This is a genomic window from Streptomyces sp. NPDC003720 (assembly GCF_042875075.1).
Lineage (GTDB): Bacteria > Actinomycetota > Actinomycetes > Streptomycetales > Streptomycetaceae > Streptomyces.
The window spans coordinates 485,178-498,974 of record NZ_JBIANZ010000007.1 but is presented as its reverse complement, the minus strand read 5'-3'; the positions used below and the strand labels follow the sequence as shown (position 1 = coordinate 498,974).

Sequence of the window (13,797 nt, the reverse complement as noted above, 5' to 3'; positions counted from 1 at the left end):
CCGGCCCCCGCCGAGGCGGCGCCGCCCCCGCCGCGAACGGAACTCACGCCTCGTCACCCTCACGCATCGGCACCCGCACGCCCCGCTCGTCCGCGACGGACTCCGCGATGTCGTAGCCGGCGTCGACGTGCCGGATGACACCCATGCCGGGGTCGTTGGTCAGCACGCGGCGGATCTTCTCCCCGCCCAGCTTCGTGCCGTCGGCCACCGTCACCTGGCCGGCGTGGATGGAGCGCCCCATGCCCACGCCGCCGCCGTGGTGGAGGGAGACCCACGACGCTCCGGACGCCACGTTGACCATGGCGTTCAGCAGCGGCCAGTCGGCGATCGCGTCGGAGCCGTCGAGCATGGCCTCGGTCTCGCGGTACGGGGAGGCGACGGAGCCGCAGTCGAGGTGGTCGCGGCCGATGGCGAGCGGAGCGGCCAGCTCGCCGGAGGCCACCATGTCGTTGAAGCGCTCGCCGGCCTTGTCGCGCTCGCCGTAGCCGAGCCAGCAGATGCGCGCGGGCAGGCCCTGGAAGTGGACGCGCTCGCCGGCCATCTTGATCCAGCGGGCCAGAGACTCGTTCTCCGGGAAGAGATCGAGGATGGCCTTGTCGGTCTTGGCGATGTCGGCGGGGTCGCCGGACAGGGCGGCCCAGCGGAACGGGCCCTTGCCCTCGCAGAACAGGGGCCGGATGTAGGCGGGGACGAAGCCGGGGAAGGCGAACGCGCGGTCGTAGCCGGCGAGCTGGGCCTCGCCCCGGATGGAGTTGCCGTAGTCGAAGACCTCGGCGCCGGCGTCCATGAAGCCGACCATGGCCTCCACGTGCCTGGCCATGGACTCGCGGGCCCGCGTGGTGAAGCCGGCCGGGTCCTTCGCGGCGGCGTCCGCCATGTCCTCGAAGGCGATGCCCACGGGGAGGTAGGCCAGCGGGTCGTGGGCGGAGGTCTGGTCGGTGACGATGTCGATCGGCGCGTCCATCGCCAGGAGCTGCGGGACCAGTTCGGCCGCGTTGCCGAGGACGCCGATGGACAGCGGGCGCCGGGCGTCGCGGGCCTCGGTGGCCAGCTGGAGCGCGTGGTCGAGGGAGTCGGCCCGCACGTCCAGGTACCGGTGCTCGATGCGGCGCTCGATGGCGCGCGGGTCGCAGTCGATGCAGATGGCGACGCCGTCGTTCATGGTGACGGCGAGGGGCTGGGCGCCGCCCATGCCGCCGAGGCCGGCGGTGAGGGTGATGGTCCCGGCGAGGGTGCCGCCGAACTTCTTCGCGGCGACGGCGGCGAAGGTCTCGTAGGTGCCCTGGAGGATGCCCTGGGTGCCGATGTAGATCCAGGAGCCGGCGGTCATCTGGCCGTACATGGTCAGGCCGAGGGCCTCCAGGCGGCGGAACTCCTCCCAGTTGGCCCAGTCGCCGACGAGGTTGGAGTTGGCGATGAGGACGCGCGGGGCCCACTCGTGGGTCTGCATCACGCCGACCGGGCGGCCGGACTGGACCAGCATGGTCTCGTCCTGCTTGAGCGTCCGCAGCGTGCGCACCATGGCGTCGAAGGAACGCCAGTCACGGGCGGCCTTGCCGGTGCCGCCGTAGACGACGAGCTTGTCGGGATGCTCGGCCACCTCGGGGTCGAGGTTGTTCTGCAGCATCCGCAGGGCGGCTTCCTGCTGCCATCCCAGGGTGCTCAGTTCCGTGCCGCGCGGTGCTCGAACGGGGCGGGGTCCCGACATCGTCTGCCTCCTCCTGTTACTACGTCTATTCACATCCTGACCTTCTGAATAGAACTAGTCAACACCTCCCCGCCCGTACACCGGTGCGCGCCGGATGTTTGGCTGGAAGCACACGAAGGCCGACAGGAGGGGAGAGGTCGTGGACCACGACACCGACGCAGAGGCCCGGGAGCGGGCCGCCCGGCGCGACGAGGCGGTACGCGCGGCGGTGGAGCGGGGCCTGCTGGGCCCGGACGCGGCCGTGGTGGGACTGCTCGACGTCACCGGCATCCGGGAGTCGGCGGCCGCGCTGCGCGCGGCCTTCGACGCGGTCGCGGCGCCGGGGACACCGGTGCTGCACGCCTTCGCGGTGAAGGCGAGCCCGCTGGTGCCGGTGCTGCGGCTGCTGCACGAGGAGGGCATCGGCGCCGAGGTGGCGAGCCCGGGCGAGCTGGCGCTGGCCCGGGCGGCGGGACTGCCGCCGGAGCACACGGTCCTCGACTCCCCCGCCAAGACGCCGGCCGAACTGCGCGAGGCGCTGGCCCTGGGCGTCGCCGTGAACGCGGACAACCCGCAGGAGCTGGACCGGCTCGACGCGCTGGTGGGGCCGGCGGCCCCCCGGTCACCGCTCGGCATCCGGGTCAACCCGCAGATCGGCGGCGGCACCATCGGGGCGACCTCGACCGCGACCGAGACCTCGAAGTTCGGGGTGGCGCTGCGCGACGAGGGTGCCCGCGAGTGGGTCGTCCGGGCGTACGCCGAGCGGCCGTGGCTGACCCGGCTGCACGCGCACACCGGCTCCCAGGGCATCCCGCTGTCGCTGCTGGCGCGGGGCGTGGCGGAGACGTACGCGCTGGCCGAGGAGATCAACGCGCGGATCGGGCGGCGGCAGATCGACACGCTCGACATCGGCGGCGGGCTGCCGGTCAACTTCGACGGCGAGGCGACCGCGCCGACGTACGCGCAGTACGCGCGCACCCTCCAGACGGAGGTGCCGGGGCTGTTCGACGGGCGGTACGGGATCGTCACCGAGTTCGGGCGGTCCCTGCTGGCCAAGCACGGCACGGTGGTGGCACGGGTGGAGTACGCGAAGAGCTCCGGCGGGCGGCGGATCGCGGTGACGCACGCGGGCGTGCAGGTGGCGACGCGCACGGTGTACGCGCCGGGGGCCTGGCCGCTGCGGATCGCCGCCTACGACGCCAAGGGCCGGCCGAAGCCGGGCCCCGAGGTGACGCAGGACGTGGCCGGCCCGGCCTGCTTCTCCGGCGACCTGCTCGCCGAGGGGCGCGCGCTGCCGCTGCTGGAGCAGGGCGACTACGCGGCGGCGCTGGACACGGGCGCGTACTACTTCGCGCACCACTACGCCTACAACTCCCTGGTCCGGCCCGGGATCTACGGTTTCGCGCCGGACGGCTCCGGGGACCTGGCCTTCGCGACCGTGCGGGAACCGCAGACGGTGGCGGAGGTCGTGGCCGAGTCCGGAGGGGCGCACGTGTCCGCGCTCACCACCCTGCGCACACCCGGGAGCCGTTGACACACTCCCGCGCCGCATCGAACAAATGGACCAACTGGCGCGGAGTAGCCGTCAGTTGACCCACCCTAGTACGCCGGGCGCACGTTCCAACGGAAAATGCCAAAGCCCTCACTCGCCACGCACACGTTGCGTAGTGTCGCTGTCACTCAACCGGAGTACAGGCGGGGAGGGGAACCGGCGTGCCCGGAATCGACGAGTGCCTACTGGATGCGATGCGGCTGCCCGGCGCCCGGGGAGCCGCGCTGGTGGACTGGACGAGCGGACTGGCCCTGGGATCCGTCGGCGAAGCCCCGGGCGGCGACCACGAGACCACCGCCGCCGAGGCGGCCGAACTGGCGAGGCTGGCCGCCGAGCACGGCGCCTTCACAGCCGGCGACGCCGAGGACGGACGCCCGCCCGTCGAGGACGTGATCATCAGCAACCGCGACAGCTACCACCTGCTGCGGTTCGTGGTCACGTCCTTCGACAGCAGCGTCTTCCTCCACCTGTGGCTGGGCCGCGAGGAGGGCAACCTGGCCCTCGCCCGCATCCGGCTCGGCGAGATGGCCGACCGGCTGGTGCTGGGATGACCATGGTCAGCACACCTCCGCCGCTGCCGGTGCGGGACAGGTCGGTCGCGGCCGACCGGACCGCGGGCGCGCTGTCGCCGATGCTCAGGCGGCTCGCCGAGGAGCAGGCGACCGGCGTGCTCGTCCGGGAGCACGGCACCCTGCACCTCGCCCGGGGCCGGGTCGTGCACGCCGAGAGCCCCCTCGCGCCCGGCCTGAACGTGCTGCTCACCGCCCACGGCACCCTCGCGGCGGCCGCGTGGCAGCGAGCGGCCGAGCGGGCCGGCGGTCCGGCGGACGCCGCCCGGCTGCTGCTCGACGCCGGGCTGCTGCCCTCGGGCGCGCTGGAACTGTGCCACCTGGACGCGCTGTACGACGCCGGGTACTTCGCCCTGGCGCCGAGCAGCACCCCGGGCCGGTTCCGGTACGACGCCACACCCCGGATCGGCCCGCTGCCCTCGGTCCCCGTCATCGCGCTGGAGCGGGAGACGCTGCGCCGCCGGCTGCTGCTGCACCGGCTGTGGCCGGACCCGGCCACCGACAGCGCCCCGCTGATCCGCGCCGACCCGGCCTCGGCGGCGCAGGTCCCACCGCGCCGACGGGCCGTCCTGGACCGGGTGGACGGCGTCCGCACGGCCCCGGAGATCGCCCGTGACCTGGGCCGGCAGGCATTCCACACGCTGGTGGACGTACGCCGGCTCACTGCGGCCGGGCTCGTCCGGCCGGTGCCCACGGCACCCGGCCCGCCGCTCCCGCCGGCTCCCCCGCTCACGGTCACCGACCCCGACATCGCGCTGCTGAAGAGGCTCAGGGATGCGCTGGAGGCGCTTTGAACGGCACCACCCCGCCGCCGAGAGGAGAGAGCTGATGGTGCCCGAACAGGACCTGGAGAGCGTGCTGGACGAGCTGCGCCGGCTGCGCACCCGCGTCCCGCAGCTCACCGGCGCCCTCGCGGCCGGCGTCGACGGACTCGTCGTCGCCCATGACACCCCCGGCGTCGACCCGGAGGGCCTGGCGGCCCTCACCGCGGCCGCCCTCGGCGTGGCCGTACGGGTCGCCGACGCCACCGGCAACGGCGGCTTCCGGGAGCTGCTGGTGCGCGGCGAACGCGGCTACGTCGCCACCTACGCGGCCGGCCGCACCGCCGTGCTGACCCTGCTCACCCAGGACCGGGTGAACGTCGGCCGGCTCCACCTGGAGGGCCGCCGGTCCGGCGCCCGCATCGGGGAGCTGCTCGACGCCGCCGAGGCCGCCGCCCGGGCCGCGGCGCCCGCCGCACGACCGCCCGCCAGAACCGCACCCGTACGTACTCGCACCCCGCGCGCGCCACGCACCACGGCCACCGAAGCGCGCACCACAACCGACAACTGAGAGGACCACCATGGCCAACACCGAGACCGCCCTGAAAGAGGCGCTGACCTCCATCGAGGGCGCCACCGGCGTCGCACTCGTCGACTACACCAGCGGCATGGCGCTGGGCACGATGGGCGGCGGCAAGACCTTCGACCTCAACGTGGCCGCGGCGGGCAACACGGACGTGATCCGCGCCAAGATGCGCACGATGGAGATGCTGGGCCTCAAGGCCGAGATCGACGACATCCTGATCACGCTGACGGACCAGTACCACCTGATCCGCCTGCTCAAGGGCCGCGGCGGGAACGGCCTGTTCCTCTACCTCGTCCTGGAGCAGAACCGGGCCAACCTGGCGATGGCCCGGCACCAGCTCAAGCGGATCGAGGAGGAGCTGGAGGTCTAGGCCGGGCCGTTCGAGGTCACACCAGTGCCGCGGTACGGCGGCGGGACCCGCCGGGGGTCGCGTCGCCGGCCGCGACGCCCGTGGCGCGCAGGCCCTTCACGGCCTTGCCCGCCGGGCCGCCGCCCCGCCGGTCGAGCCAGTCGACCCGCACCCACAGCAGCGTCTCCGCGGACCGCTCCCGGCGTCCCAGCCACGCCGCCTTCAGCCTGAGCCCGGTGCCGGCCCCGGCCAGCAGCATGCCCCCGGCCGCGGGCACCGCGAACGAGCTGCCGAGCGCCGCCGCGAACGCCAGCAGCAGCCACCACCGGTGTCCCCGGCGCCAGTTGCGCACGGTCACCGCCCGGTCCTGCAGCACGTCGTACTTGCTCGCCCGCGCGGCCCCTCGGGCGAGCGCGTCGTACCGCTTCCTGCGCACCAGCGCCACGACGGCCAGGGCGGCCACGAACAGCGCGGCCCCCGCCGTCACCCCGATCCGGCGCCCGGTCATCCCGGGCGGCAGCACTCCTACACCCGCGGCCACCGCCCCGCACCACCACAACGGTGCGGCGCCCGCCCGTACGACGACGGCCACCCGGGCCAGTCCCTGCCCTCCGCGCGCCACGTCAGCCTCCCGTGTCACGTCCGCGTGTCCACCCAGCACCTGGGTCCGGGCACGACGCTAACGGCAGAACGTGAGACGAGTCTGAGAGCGCGTCGGGTCACTCTACGAACAGCCCCCGGGCGGCGGCGTTCGCGTCGAATTGCTCCAACCGGGCCTGCGCGTCCGGCAGATCGTCGCACAGCGCCTCCAGCAGCACCCGCCCGAGCAGCATCGGCGCGCACGCGGTGTCGAAGGCGAGCCCGGTGCCGACCGCGGCGGGCAGCAGCAGGTCGGAGTGGCGGGCGACGGGCGCGAACGCGGAGTCGGCGACGGTGACGACGGTCAGGCCCGCCTCCTGGGCGTAGGCGAGGGTGTCGACCACCTCGCGCGGATGCCGGGGCAGCGCGAAGCACAGCAGGGCCGTGGCGCCCGCGCGGACGGCCGCGTCGATGCGGTCCTGGATCATCGTGCCGCCCTCGTTGAGCAGCCGGACGTCCGGGTGGACCTTGGCGGCGAAGTACGCGAAGCCGTACGCCTGGGAGGCGGCGGCGCGCAGCCCGAGCACCGGCAGCGGGCGCGAGGCGGCGAGGACGCGGCCCGCCTTCTGCACCGGCCGGGGGTCGGCGAGCAGCTCCGCGAGGTGCCTGAGGTTCTCGATCTCGGCCTCGACGGCCTGCTGGTACTCGTTGTACGAGCCCGGCCCGGCGGCGGCCTGCTCGGCGGGCACGATCTCGCGCAGGTGCCGGCGCAGGGCGGGGTACCCGTCGAAGCCCAGGGCGACCGCGAACCGGGTCACGGAGGGCTGGCTGACCCCGGCCAGTTCGGCCAGCTCCACGCTGGACAGGAAGGGGACGTCGGCGGCCCGCCGGACCATGCTGTGCGCGATGCGGCGCTGGGTCGGCGTGAGCCGGTGCCCCTCGAAGAGCGCCTGCAGACGGGTCGCCGCGGTGTCCGTGACGCCCGTGCTCCGGTCGACGCTCATGCTGTGCTCCCCCTCCGGATGTGAACCCATGGTCTATTCAGACATCTAGAACTCTGCATGAGCCTATACAGCCGGGCAAGGCCCGTCTCGTGATCCGGCCGGTCCTGGTCCCCGGGCGCCGAAGAGGGGGGTTTACCCCAGTGCGCGGGGCGCCGGCGCTCCCTACCGTGAAGCGCATGAGCGCACTGGACTCGCGGGACACCGACCTCAAGAAGGATCTGGACGCCACCGTACGGGCGCGTGGGGAACTGGGCGAGGAGTACGACTCCGCGCTCGTGGACTCCTTCCTGGAGAAGGTCGAGCAGCGGATCGACGACACCGTGGACCGCCGGGTGCGGCGGCACCTGGCCGAGCAGCGGATGGCGGACGCGCGCGGCGCCCGGCGGCCCGGGCCGGCCGGCTCCTGGGCGGACCGCTACGGCCTCGCGATCGTGTCGCTGGTGCTGGCCGTCCCGCTGTCCGCGATCTCCGGGGCCCTGGCCGGGATGGCCGGGATCGTGGCCACCTGGATCGGGATCGTGGGTGTGAACGCGGCCCAGGCGGTGCGTCTCAACCCGGAGCTGGTCACCGGCCGGCGCGATGCGGGGCGGTCCGGCCGGGACGACTGAGGCCGGGAAGAGGGGTTGTGCGCGGGGACCGCCGCACCCCCGTTTCCGGGGGGCGGGACGACGGCGGTCCCCGCGAGGGACGCGGGCCGGGTCAGGACCGGGCTTGTGCGTCCTGGGCGTCCATGGAGGTCCGGGAGCCGCTCCGGAGGTTCCTTGGCGCCGCACGGCGCCGGCCCGGGCGGGGAGCCGCTCCCGCCCCTGCCGACACCACCAATGTGCCCGACCCGTGTTAAGCGGGTGCTGCGCGCACGTGACACGCTCGTACCAGTTGCGGAACGGCCCGACCGGCCCAGGTCATCCCCGGTTCGCCGCCGTTGCCGGCGGTTCACCGCGGGTTCGGCTACTTGTTGCCGCCCTTGGCCAGGAAGGCCAGCAGGTCCTGCCGGCTGACCACGCCGGTCGGCTTGCCCTCGACCAGGACGATCGCGGCGTCCGCGGAGCCCAGCACCGACATCAGGTCGCCGACCGGCTCACCGGAGCCGACCTGGGGCAGCGGGGCGCTCATGTGCTTCTCCAGCGGGTCCTCCAGCGAGGCCCGCTGGGAGAACAGCGCGTCCAGCAGTTCGCGTTCCACCACGGAGCCGACGACCTCGGCGGCCATCACGTCCGGGTGGCCGGCGCCCGGCTTGACGACCGGCATCTGCGAGACGCCGTACTCGCGGAGCACCTCGATGGCCTCGCCCACGGTCTCCTCGGGGTGCATGTGCACCAGGGAGGGGATGGTGCCGGCCACCTTGTCCTGCAGGACGTCGCCGACGCGGGCGCTGGGGCCCTCGTCCTCGAGGAAGCCGTAGTCGGCCATCCACTCGTCGTTGAAGATCTTCGAGAGGTAGCCGCGGCCGCTGTCCGGGAGCAGCACGACCACGACGTCGTCCGGGCCGAGCCGTTCGGCGACGCGCAGCGCGGCGACGACGGCCATGCCGCAGGAGCCGCCGACCAGCAGACCCTCCTCCTTGGCCAGGCGGCGGGTCATCTGGAAGGCGTCCTTGTCGGAGACGGCCACGATCTCGTCGGCCACGGTGCGGTCGTACGCGGTCGGCCAGAAGTCCTCGCCGACACCCTCGATCAGGTACGGCCGGCCGGAGCCGCCGGAGTACACCGAGCCCTCGGGGTCGGCGCCGATGACCTTGACCGCGCCGTCGGAGGCGTCCTTCAGGTAGCGGCCGGTGCCGGAGATGGTGCCGCCGGTGCCGACGCCCGCCACGAAGTGGGTGATCTTCCCCTCGGTCTGCTCCCACAGCTCGGGGCCGGTCGAGTGATAGTGCGAGAGGGGGTTGTTGGGGTTGGAGTACTGGTCGGGCTTCCAGGCGCCCGGGGTCTCGCGGACGAGGCGGTCGGAGACGTTGTAGTACGAGTCCGGGTGCTCGGGGTCCACGGCGGTCGGGCAGACCACGACCTCGGCGCCGTAGGCCCGCAGTACGTTGATCTTGTCGGTGGAGACCTTGTCAGGGCAGACGAAGATGCACTTGTAGCCCTTCTGCTGGGCCACGATGGCCAGGCCCACGCCGGTGTTGCCGCTGGTCGGCTCGACGATCGTGCCGCCCGGCTTGAGCTCCCCGCTCTGCTCGGCCGCCTCGATCATGCGCAGGGCGATGCGGTCCTTCACGGAACCGCCCGGGTTGAAGTACTCCACCTTGGCCAGGACGGTCGCCTGGATGCCCTTGGTCACGTTGTTGAGCCGCACCAGCGGGGTGTCGCCGACGAGGCTGATCATCGAGTCGTGGAATCGCACCGTTGTCTCCGGTTGCTTGCAAAAACATTGGTCTTAGTGGTTCCGCCAGCCTACGGCCCCGCCGGCGGGGCCGGCCGGGCGTTCACTCCCCGTTGAGATTGGCACACGGGCTGTACGGGGCAAGGAGTGGGTGTACGGCTACGAGGAGGTGGCGGCGACGCATGACGAGCATGTCGAGGGCGAGAGTGGCCCGGCGCATCGCGGCCGGAGCGGCCTACGGCGGCGGCGGGGTGGGGCTCGTCGGGGCGGCGGCCGTCGGCCTGCTGCTGGCGGAGATGCAACTGGCCCGGCGCCATGTGGGCAACGGCAGCGTGGGCCGGGTGCCGGTGGCCGACGGGGTGTACGGCCACGCGTACGACGTCCCCGGTGAGCCGCCGCTGCGGCTGGCCCTGCTCGGCGACTCCACGGCCGCGGGGCAGGGCGTGCACCGGGCGGGCCAGACACCGGGCGCGCTGCTGGCGTCGGGGCTGGCCGCGGTGGCGGAACGGCCGGTGGAACTGCGCAACGTGGCGCTGCCGGGCGCCCAGTCGGACGATCTGGACCGGCAGGTGGCGCTGATCCTGTCGGCCGCCGGTCCCGTCCCGGACGTCTGCGTGATCATGATCGGCGCGAACGACGTGACCCACCGGATGCCGCCGACGCGTTCGGTACGGCACCTGTCGGCGGCGGTCCGCCGGCTGCGCACGGCCGGCGCGGAGGTGGTCGTCGGCACCTGCCCCGACCTCGGCACCATCGAGCCGGTGCAGCAGCCGCTGCGCTGGCTGGCCCGGCGGACCTCGCGGCAGCTGGCGGCGGCGCAGACGATCGGGGTGGTGGAGCAGGGCGGGCGGACGGTGTCACTGGGCGACCTGCTGGGCCCGGAGTTCGAGGCGAACCCCCGGGAGCTGTTCGGCCCCGACAACTACCACCCGTCGGCGGAGGGCTACGCGACGGCGGCGATGGCGGTCCTGCCCACGGTGTGCGCGGCGCTCGGCCTGTGGCCGGCCGAGGAGGAACGGCCGGACGCGTCCCGGCGCGAGGGCTTCCTGCCGGTGGCGCGGGCGGCCGCGGAGGCCGCCTCGGAGCCGGGCACCGAGGTCACGGCGGCCATGCCCACGGGGCCCCGCGGCCCCTGGGCGCTCCTGAAGCGCCGCCGCCGGCGGCGCGTGAGCGAGGCGGAACCGGCCCGCCCCACGGCATGACGCACCACCCGCGGAGATCCGCCGACCCCCGGAGGCCCAAGCAAGCGCTTAGTAAATTGCGGCCAGTGTCACACCGCGACACCGGTGACCTGAACCATACGGCCGGGTAACTTCCCAACCGGCCCTGCCCAACTCCGTCCTCTGGAGCCGTGATGCCCGAAGCCGTCATCGTCTCGACCGCCCGCTCCCCCATCGGCCGCGCCTTCAAGGGCTCCCTCAAGGACCTGCGCCCGGACGACCTGACCGCCACGATCATCCAGGCGGCGCTGGCCAAGGTCCCGGAGCTGGACCCCCGGGACATCGACGACCTGATGCTCGGCTGCGGTCTGCCGGGTGGCGAGCAGGGCAACAACCTCGGCCGCATCGTGGCCGTGCAGATGGGCATGGACCACCTGCCCGGCTGCACGATCACCCGCTACTGCTCCTCCTCGCTGCAGACCAGCCGCATGGCCCTGCACGCCATCAAGGCCGGCGAGGGCGACGTCTTCATCTCGGCCGGCGTCGAGATGGTGTCCAGCTTCGCCAAGGGCAACTCCGACAGCCTGCCGGACACGCACAACCCGTTCTTCGCGGAGGCCGAGGCCCGCACCGCCGCCGTGGCCGCGCAGGAGGGCACCACCTGGCACGACCCGCGCGAGGACGGCCTGGTCCCGGACGCCTACATCGCGATGGGCCAGACCGCGGAGAACCTGGCCCGCTGGAAGGGCATCACCCGCGAGGACATGGACGAGTTCGGCGTCCGCTCGCAGAACCTCGCCGAGGAGGCCATCAAGAACGGCTTCTGGGAGCGCGAGATCACCCCGGTGACCCTCCCGGACGGCACCGTCGTCTCCAAGGACGACGGCCCGCGCGCCGGCGTCACGCTGGAGGGCGTCTCCGGCCTCAAGCCGGTCTTCCGCCCCGACGGGCTCGTCACCGCCGGCAACTGCTGCCCGCTGAACGACGGCGCCGCCGCCGTCGTGATCATGTCCGACACCAAGGCCCGCGAGCTCGGCCTCACCCCGCTCGCCCGCATCGTCTCCACCGGCGTCTCCGGCCTCTCCCCGGAGATCATGGGCCTCGGCCCGGTCGAGGCGTCCCAGCAGGCCCTGCGCCGCGCGGGCCTGACCGTGGACGACATCGACCTGGTCGAGATCAACGAGGCCTTCGCCGCCCAGGTGATCCCCTCCTACCGCGAACTCGGCTTCGACCTGGACAAGGTGAACGTCAACGGCGGCGCCATCGCCGTCGGCCACCCCTTCGGCATGACCGGCGCGCGCATCACCGGCACCCTGATCAACTCGCTCCAGTTCCACGACAAGCAGTTCGGCCTGGAGACGATGTGCGTCGGCGGCGGCCAGGGCATGGCGATGGTCATCGAGCGCCTGAGCTGACGCACCCTCGGTAGCGGGAGCGGCACCCTACGTCAGGAAGCGGCCCGGAACCCGGAAAAGCCCCGGGTTCTGGGCCGTTTTGTGATCCAATCTCCCTCAGGATGTGACCTATGTCCCTCGCGGAGGTTTCGTTGCAGGTCAGCGTGGTCAGTCGGGAAACGACGCCATGAAAGTCCTGTCCGTTTCGTGACGTTACGCACTGACAGCTGGTTAGTCCGCCCTTCAAGCTGATGTAGGAAGTCGGGGGTCGACTTTGAACCTGGGAGTACGTCAGTGAGCGCCATGCCTTTCGCCCTGCTGCTCACCACGGCCGCCACGGGCGCCGTGGGCGTCGCCGTCCTGCGGACCGTTCTCAAGCTGCGCCGCCAGCTCACCGAGCTGCAGGCGCAGCTCGCCGAGAACCAGGTCTCCGCCAGGCGCGCGCTGCTGCCCGCCGCCCGCGCCGCCGACGCGGACGAGATACGCGCGGCCGTGGCCGAGGCACTGGCCGAGGAACGGGAGCGGGAGCTGGCCGAGGCCCGGGCGTTCTGGGCCGCACAGGAGGCCCGCGACGCCTCCGACGCGCCGTCCCTGCTGAACCTCGCCGAGAACGACCTGTTCCTGCCCCGGCAGACCGACTTCGCGGGTCTGGACTCGCTGGAGCCGGTCGCCGAGCCGGCCACGGAGACCGACGAGTTCTCCGGCGGCGAGTCCCCCGAGCTGGCCGCGGCCCGCCGCCGTCACCCCTCGCACCCGGACTTCGTGCCGGTGCAGTCGCCGGTGGTCAACGACCACGAGCGCACGGTGACCACCCTGGAGCAGCTCGCCGCCGACCAGGTCGAGCTGTCCGACGTCCGGCCCGGCCCCCTGGGCACCCTGGACGTCTACGTCTTCGCCGACGGCACCACCCTGTGCATGACCCCCGGCCACCGGGAGACGGCGGAGCGGCTGGCCGCGGCCGTGCGGGAGGGCGAGACGCCCTTCCTGCTCGGCGGCTCGGGCGTCTCCGGCGCCTACACGCTGACGTTCGCGTGCGGCGGCGACATGGTCTACATCCTGGCGGACCGGGTCATCGCGTCCCTGTGACGGCGGCGGAAGCCGTGGCGGCGCCTCAGACGCCCGCCCGCTTCCGCGCCTCCTCCACCAGCCCGACCGCCTCGCCGACCTCGTCGTCGGTGCGCAGCACCAGCGACAAGTCGTGCGCGGCCACCAGGATTTGGTCGGCGGCGGCGAACATTCCGGCATCCGGCATCTGCCGGGGTTCGGCGGCCGGCTCCTCCACGCGCTGCGCCCACTGGGCCAGTTCGTTGGCGAGGGCCAGCGCCTCGGCCGCGGCTCCCCGCTGCAGCCGGCTCTGCGGAGCCGCCCGCAACCGGTCGGCGAAGTGCTCCACTGCTCGGGTCAAGGGCGTCGTATCAACCACGGGCTGAGCGTAACGCGCCGCACTGTTGCCAATACGCGAACGCTCAGGCACGGTGACGTGAAGGACCGGCTTACATCCCCTTTGCGTCCGGAGGCGCCGATGTCCCAACTCTTCTCCGAGGAGACCCACCGCAACCTGCTCGCCCGCATCCCCCATTGCACCGGTCGTGAAGTCTCCGACTGGCTGCGCACCGTCGAAGAAGGCCCCGCCCTGTTCCGCTTCGAGGAGAAGGTCAGCTGGCTCCGGCACGAGTACGACCTCGCGTACGGCCACGCCAAGGCGATCGTTCATGAGTACGACCTGAGGAGGGCCGCCCGCAAGCTGCTCTGAGCACGCGCGGCGACCCGGTCACGGCAAAGGGCCCCTGCGATCCGCCTGCGACGGATCCGGGGCCCTTTCCCACGACTTCACCCG

At 73.0% G+C, this 13,797-nt stretch carries 15 protein-coding genes; 10 read left to right on the top strand and 5 right to left on the bottom strand.

Features of this window, described 5'->3' with window-relative positions; genetic code table 11:
• Positions 1–43 precede the first annotated feature (43 nt).
• Positions 44–1,708, bottom strand: coding sequence for a urocanate hydratase (gene hutU, locus ACFYU0_RS22125; RefSeq protein ID WP_389303591.1), 1,665 nt, complete (start codon positions 1,706–1,708; stop codon positions 44–46).
• A 94-nt stretch (positions 1,709–1,802) separates the two neighbouring features.
• Between hutU and ACFYU0_RS22120 the strand changes: the two genes are divergently transcribed.
• From ACFYU0_RS22120 to ACFYU0_RS22100, 5 genes are all read left to right on the top strand, one after another.
• Positions 1,803–3,221, top strand: a complete 1,419-nt coding sequence (locus tag ACFYU0_RS22120) for a diaminopimelate decarboxylase (protein WP_389303588.1) — start codon at positions 1,803–1,805, stop codon at positions 3,219–3,221.
• A gap of 179 nt (positions 3,222–3,400) precedes the next feature.
• Entirely contained in the window at positions 3,401–3,790 is a 390-nt protein-coding gene (locus ACFYU0_RS22115; protein WP_199210805.1) for a hypothetical protein, read from the top strand.
• Entirely contained in the window at positions 3,787–4,602 is an 816-nt protein-coding gene (locus ACFYU0_RS22110; protein ID WP_351664716.1) for a transcriptional regulator, read from the top strand. The genes ACFYU0_RS22115 and ACFYU0_RS22110 overlap by 4 nt, the downstream gene beginning before the upstream one ends.
• A 34-nt stretch (positions 4,603–4,636) precedes the next feature.
• Positions 4,637–5,140 carry a roadblock/LC7 domain-containing protein gene (locus tag ACFYU0_RS22105; protein ID WP_389303584.1) on the top strand — a complete coding sequence of 168 codons (504 nt, stop codon included), beginning with the start codon at positions 4,637–4,639 and terminating at the stop codon, positions 5,138–5,140.
• 10 nt (positions 5,141–5,150) lie between these two features.
• On the top strand, positions 5,151–5,525 hold the full coding sequence (locus tag ACFYU0_RS22100; protein ID WP_199210808.1) for a hypothetical protein: 375 nt from the start codon (positions 5,151–5,153) through the stop codon (positions 5,523–5,525).
• A gap of 16 nt (positions 5,526–5,541) precedes the next feature.
• On the opposite strand, the gene ACFYU0_RS22095 is transcribed toward ACFYU0_RS22100, so the two are convergent.
• Both ACFYU0_RS22095 and ACFYU0_RS22090 read right to left on the bottom strand, forming a co-directional pair.
• Complete coding sequence (locus ACFYU0_RS22095; RefSeq protein ID WP_389303581.1) at positions 5,542–6,126, bottom strand: hypothetical protein; 585 nt, start codon at positions 6,124–6,126, stop codon at positions 5,542–5,544.
• Between the two features lie 97 nt (positions 6,127–6,223).
• On the bottom strand, positions 6,224–7,087 hold the full coding sequence (locus ACFYU0_RS22090; protein WP_389303578.1) for a MurR/RpiR family transcriptional regulator: 864 nt from the start codon (positions 7,085–7,087) through the stop codon (positions 6,224–6,226).
• Positions 7,088–7,263: 176 nt separating this feature from the next.
• Here ACFYU0_RS22090 and ACFYU0_RS22085 point away from each other — a divergent pair, with 176 nt between their 5' ends.
• A complete protein-coding gene (locus ACFYU0_RS22085; RefSeq protein WP_351664725.1) occupies positions 7,264–7,695 on the top strand; it encodes a hypothetical protein in 432 nt (143 codons plus the stop codon).
• A gap of 340 nt (positions 7,696–8,035) precedes the next feature.
• On the opposite strand, the gene ACFYU0_RS22080 is transcribed toward ACFYU0_RS22085, so the two are convergent.
• Positions 8,036–9,427 carry a cystathionine beta-synthase gene (locus ACFYU0_RS22080; RefSeq protein ID WP_351664726.1) on the bottom strand — a complete coding sequence of 464 codons (1,392 nt, stop codon included), beginning with the start codon at positions 9,425–9,427 and terminating at the stop codon, positions 8,036–8,038.
• 161 nt (positions 9,428–9,588) lie between these two features.
• On the opposite strand from ACFYU0_RS22080, the gene ACFYU0_RS22075 reads away from it, so the two are divergent.
• The 3 genes from ACFYU0_RS22075 (at position 9,589) to ACFYU0_RS22065 (ending at position 13,046) form a co-directional block, all read left to right on the top strand.
• On the top strand, positions 9,589–10,608 hold the full coding sequence (locus ACFYU0_RS22075; RefSeq protein ID WP_351664728.1) for an SGNH/GDSL hydrolase family protein: 1,020 nt from the start codon (positions 9,589–9,591) through the stop codon (positions 10,606–10,608).
• A gap of 152 nt (positions 10,609–10,760) precedes the next feature.
• Positions 10,761–11,981: an acetyl-CoA C-acetyltransferase gene (locus ACFYU0_RS22070; protein ID WP_389303574.1), complete on the top strand. Its 1,221-nt coding sequence runs from the start codon at positions 10,761–10,763 to the stop codon at positions 11,979–11,981.
• Positions 11,982–12,254: 273 nt separating this feature from the next.
• Positions 12,255–13,046: a hypothetical protein gene (locus tag ACFYU0_RS22065; protein ID WP_351664732.1), complete on the top strand. Its 792-nt coding sequence runs from the start codon at positions 12,255–12,257 to the stop codon at positions 13,044–13,046.
• A gap of 25 nt (positions 13,047–13,071) precedes the next feature.
• Here ACFYU0_RS22065 and ACFYU0_RS22060 read toward each other — a convergent pair whose 3' ends face one another.
• Positions 13,072–13,383 carry a hypothetical protein gene (locus tag ACFYU0_RS22060; RefSeq protein WP_351664734.1) on the bottom strand — a complete coding sequence of 104 codons (312 nt, stop codon included), beginning with the start codon at positions 13,381–13,383 and terminating at the stop codon, positions 13,072–13,074.
• Between the two features lie 99 nt (positions 13,384–13,482).
• Here ACFYU0_RS22060 and ACFYU0_RS22055 point away from each other — a divergent pair, with 99 nt between their 5' ends.
• Positions 13,483–13,713 carry a DUF4287 domain-containing protein gene (locus ACFYU0_RS22055; protein WP_020940491.1) on the top strand — a complete coding sequence of 77 codons (231 nt, stop codon included), beginning with the start codon at positions 13,483–13,485 and terminating at the stop codon, positions 13,711–13,713.
• The last annotated feature ends 84 nt before the right edge of the window (positions 13,714–13,797 follow it).

Coding starts and splice junctions, on each gene's coding strand:
- ACFYU0_RS22105 (WP_389303584.1), top strand. CDS start 4,637: ATGGTGCCCGAACAGGACCTGGAGAGCGTGCTGGACGAGCTGCGCCGG.
- ACFYU0_RS22110 (WP_351664716.1), top strand. CDS start 3,787: ATGACCATGGTCAGCACACCTCCGCCGCTGCCGGTGCGGGACAGGTCG.
- ACFYU0_RS22055 (WP_020940491.1), top strand. CDS start 13,483: ATGTCCCAACTCTTCTCCGAGGAGACCCACCGCAACCTGCTCGCCCGC.
- ACFYU0_RS22090 (WP_389303578.1), bottom strand. CDS start 7,087: ATGAGCGTCGACCGGAGCACGGGCGTCACGGACACCGCGGCGACCCGT.
- ACFYU0_RS22085 (WP_351664725.1), top strand. CDS start 7,264: ATGAGCGCACTGGACTCGCGGGACACCGACCTCAAGAAGGATCTGGAC.
- ACFYU0_RS22100 (WP_199210808.1), top strand. CDS start 5,151: ATGGCCAACACCGAGACCGCCCTGAAAGAGGCGCTGACCTCCATCGAG.
- ACFYU0_RS22120 (WP_389303588.1), top strand. CDS start 1,803: ATGTTTGGCTGGAAGCACACGAAGGCCGACAGGAGGGGAGAGGTCGTG.
- ACFYU0_RS22075 (WP_351664728.1), top strand. CDS start 9,589: ATGACGAGCATGTCGAGGGCGAGAGTGGCCCGGCGCATCGCGGCCGGA.
- hutU (WP_389303591.1), bottom strand. CDS start 1,708: ATGTCGGGACCCCGCCCCGTTCGAGCACCGCGCGGCACGGAACTGAGC.
- ACFYU0_RS22070 (WP_389303574.1), top strand. CDS start 10,761: ATGCCCGAAGCCGTCATCGTCTCGACCGCCCGCTCCCCCATCGGCCGC.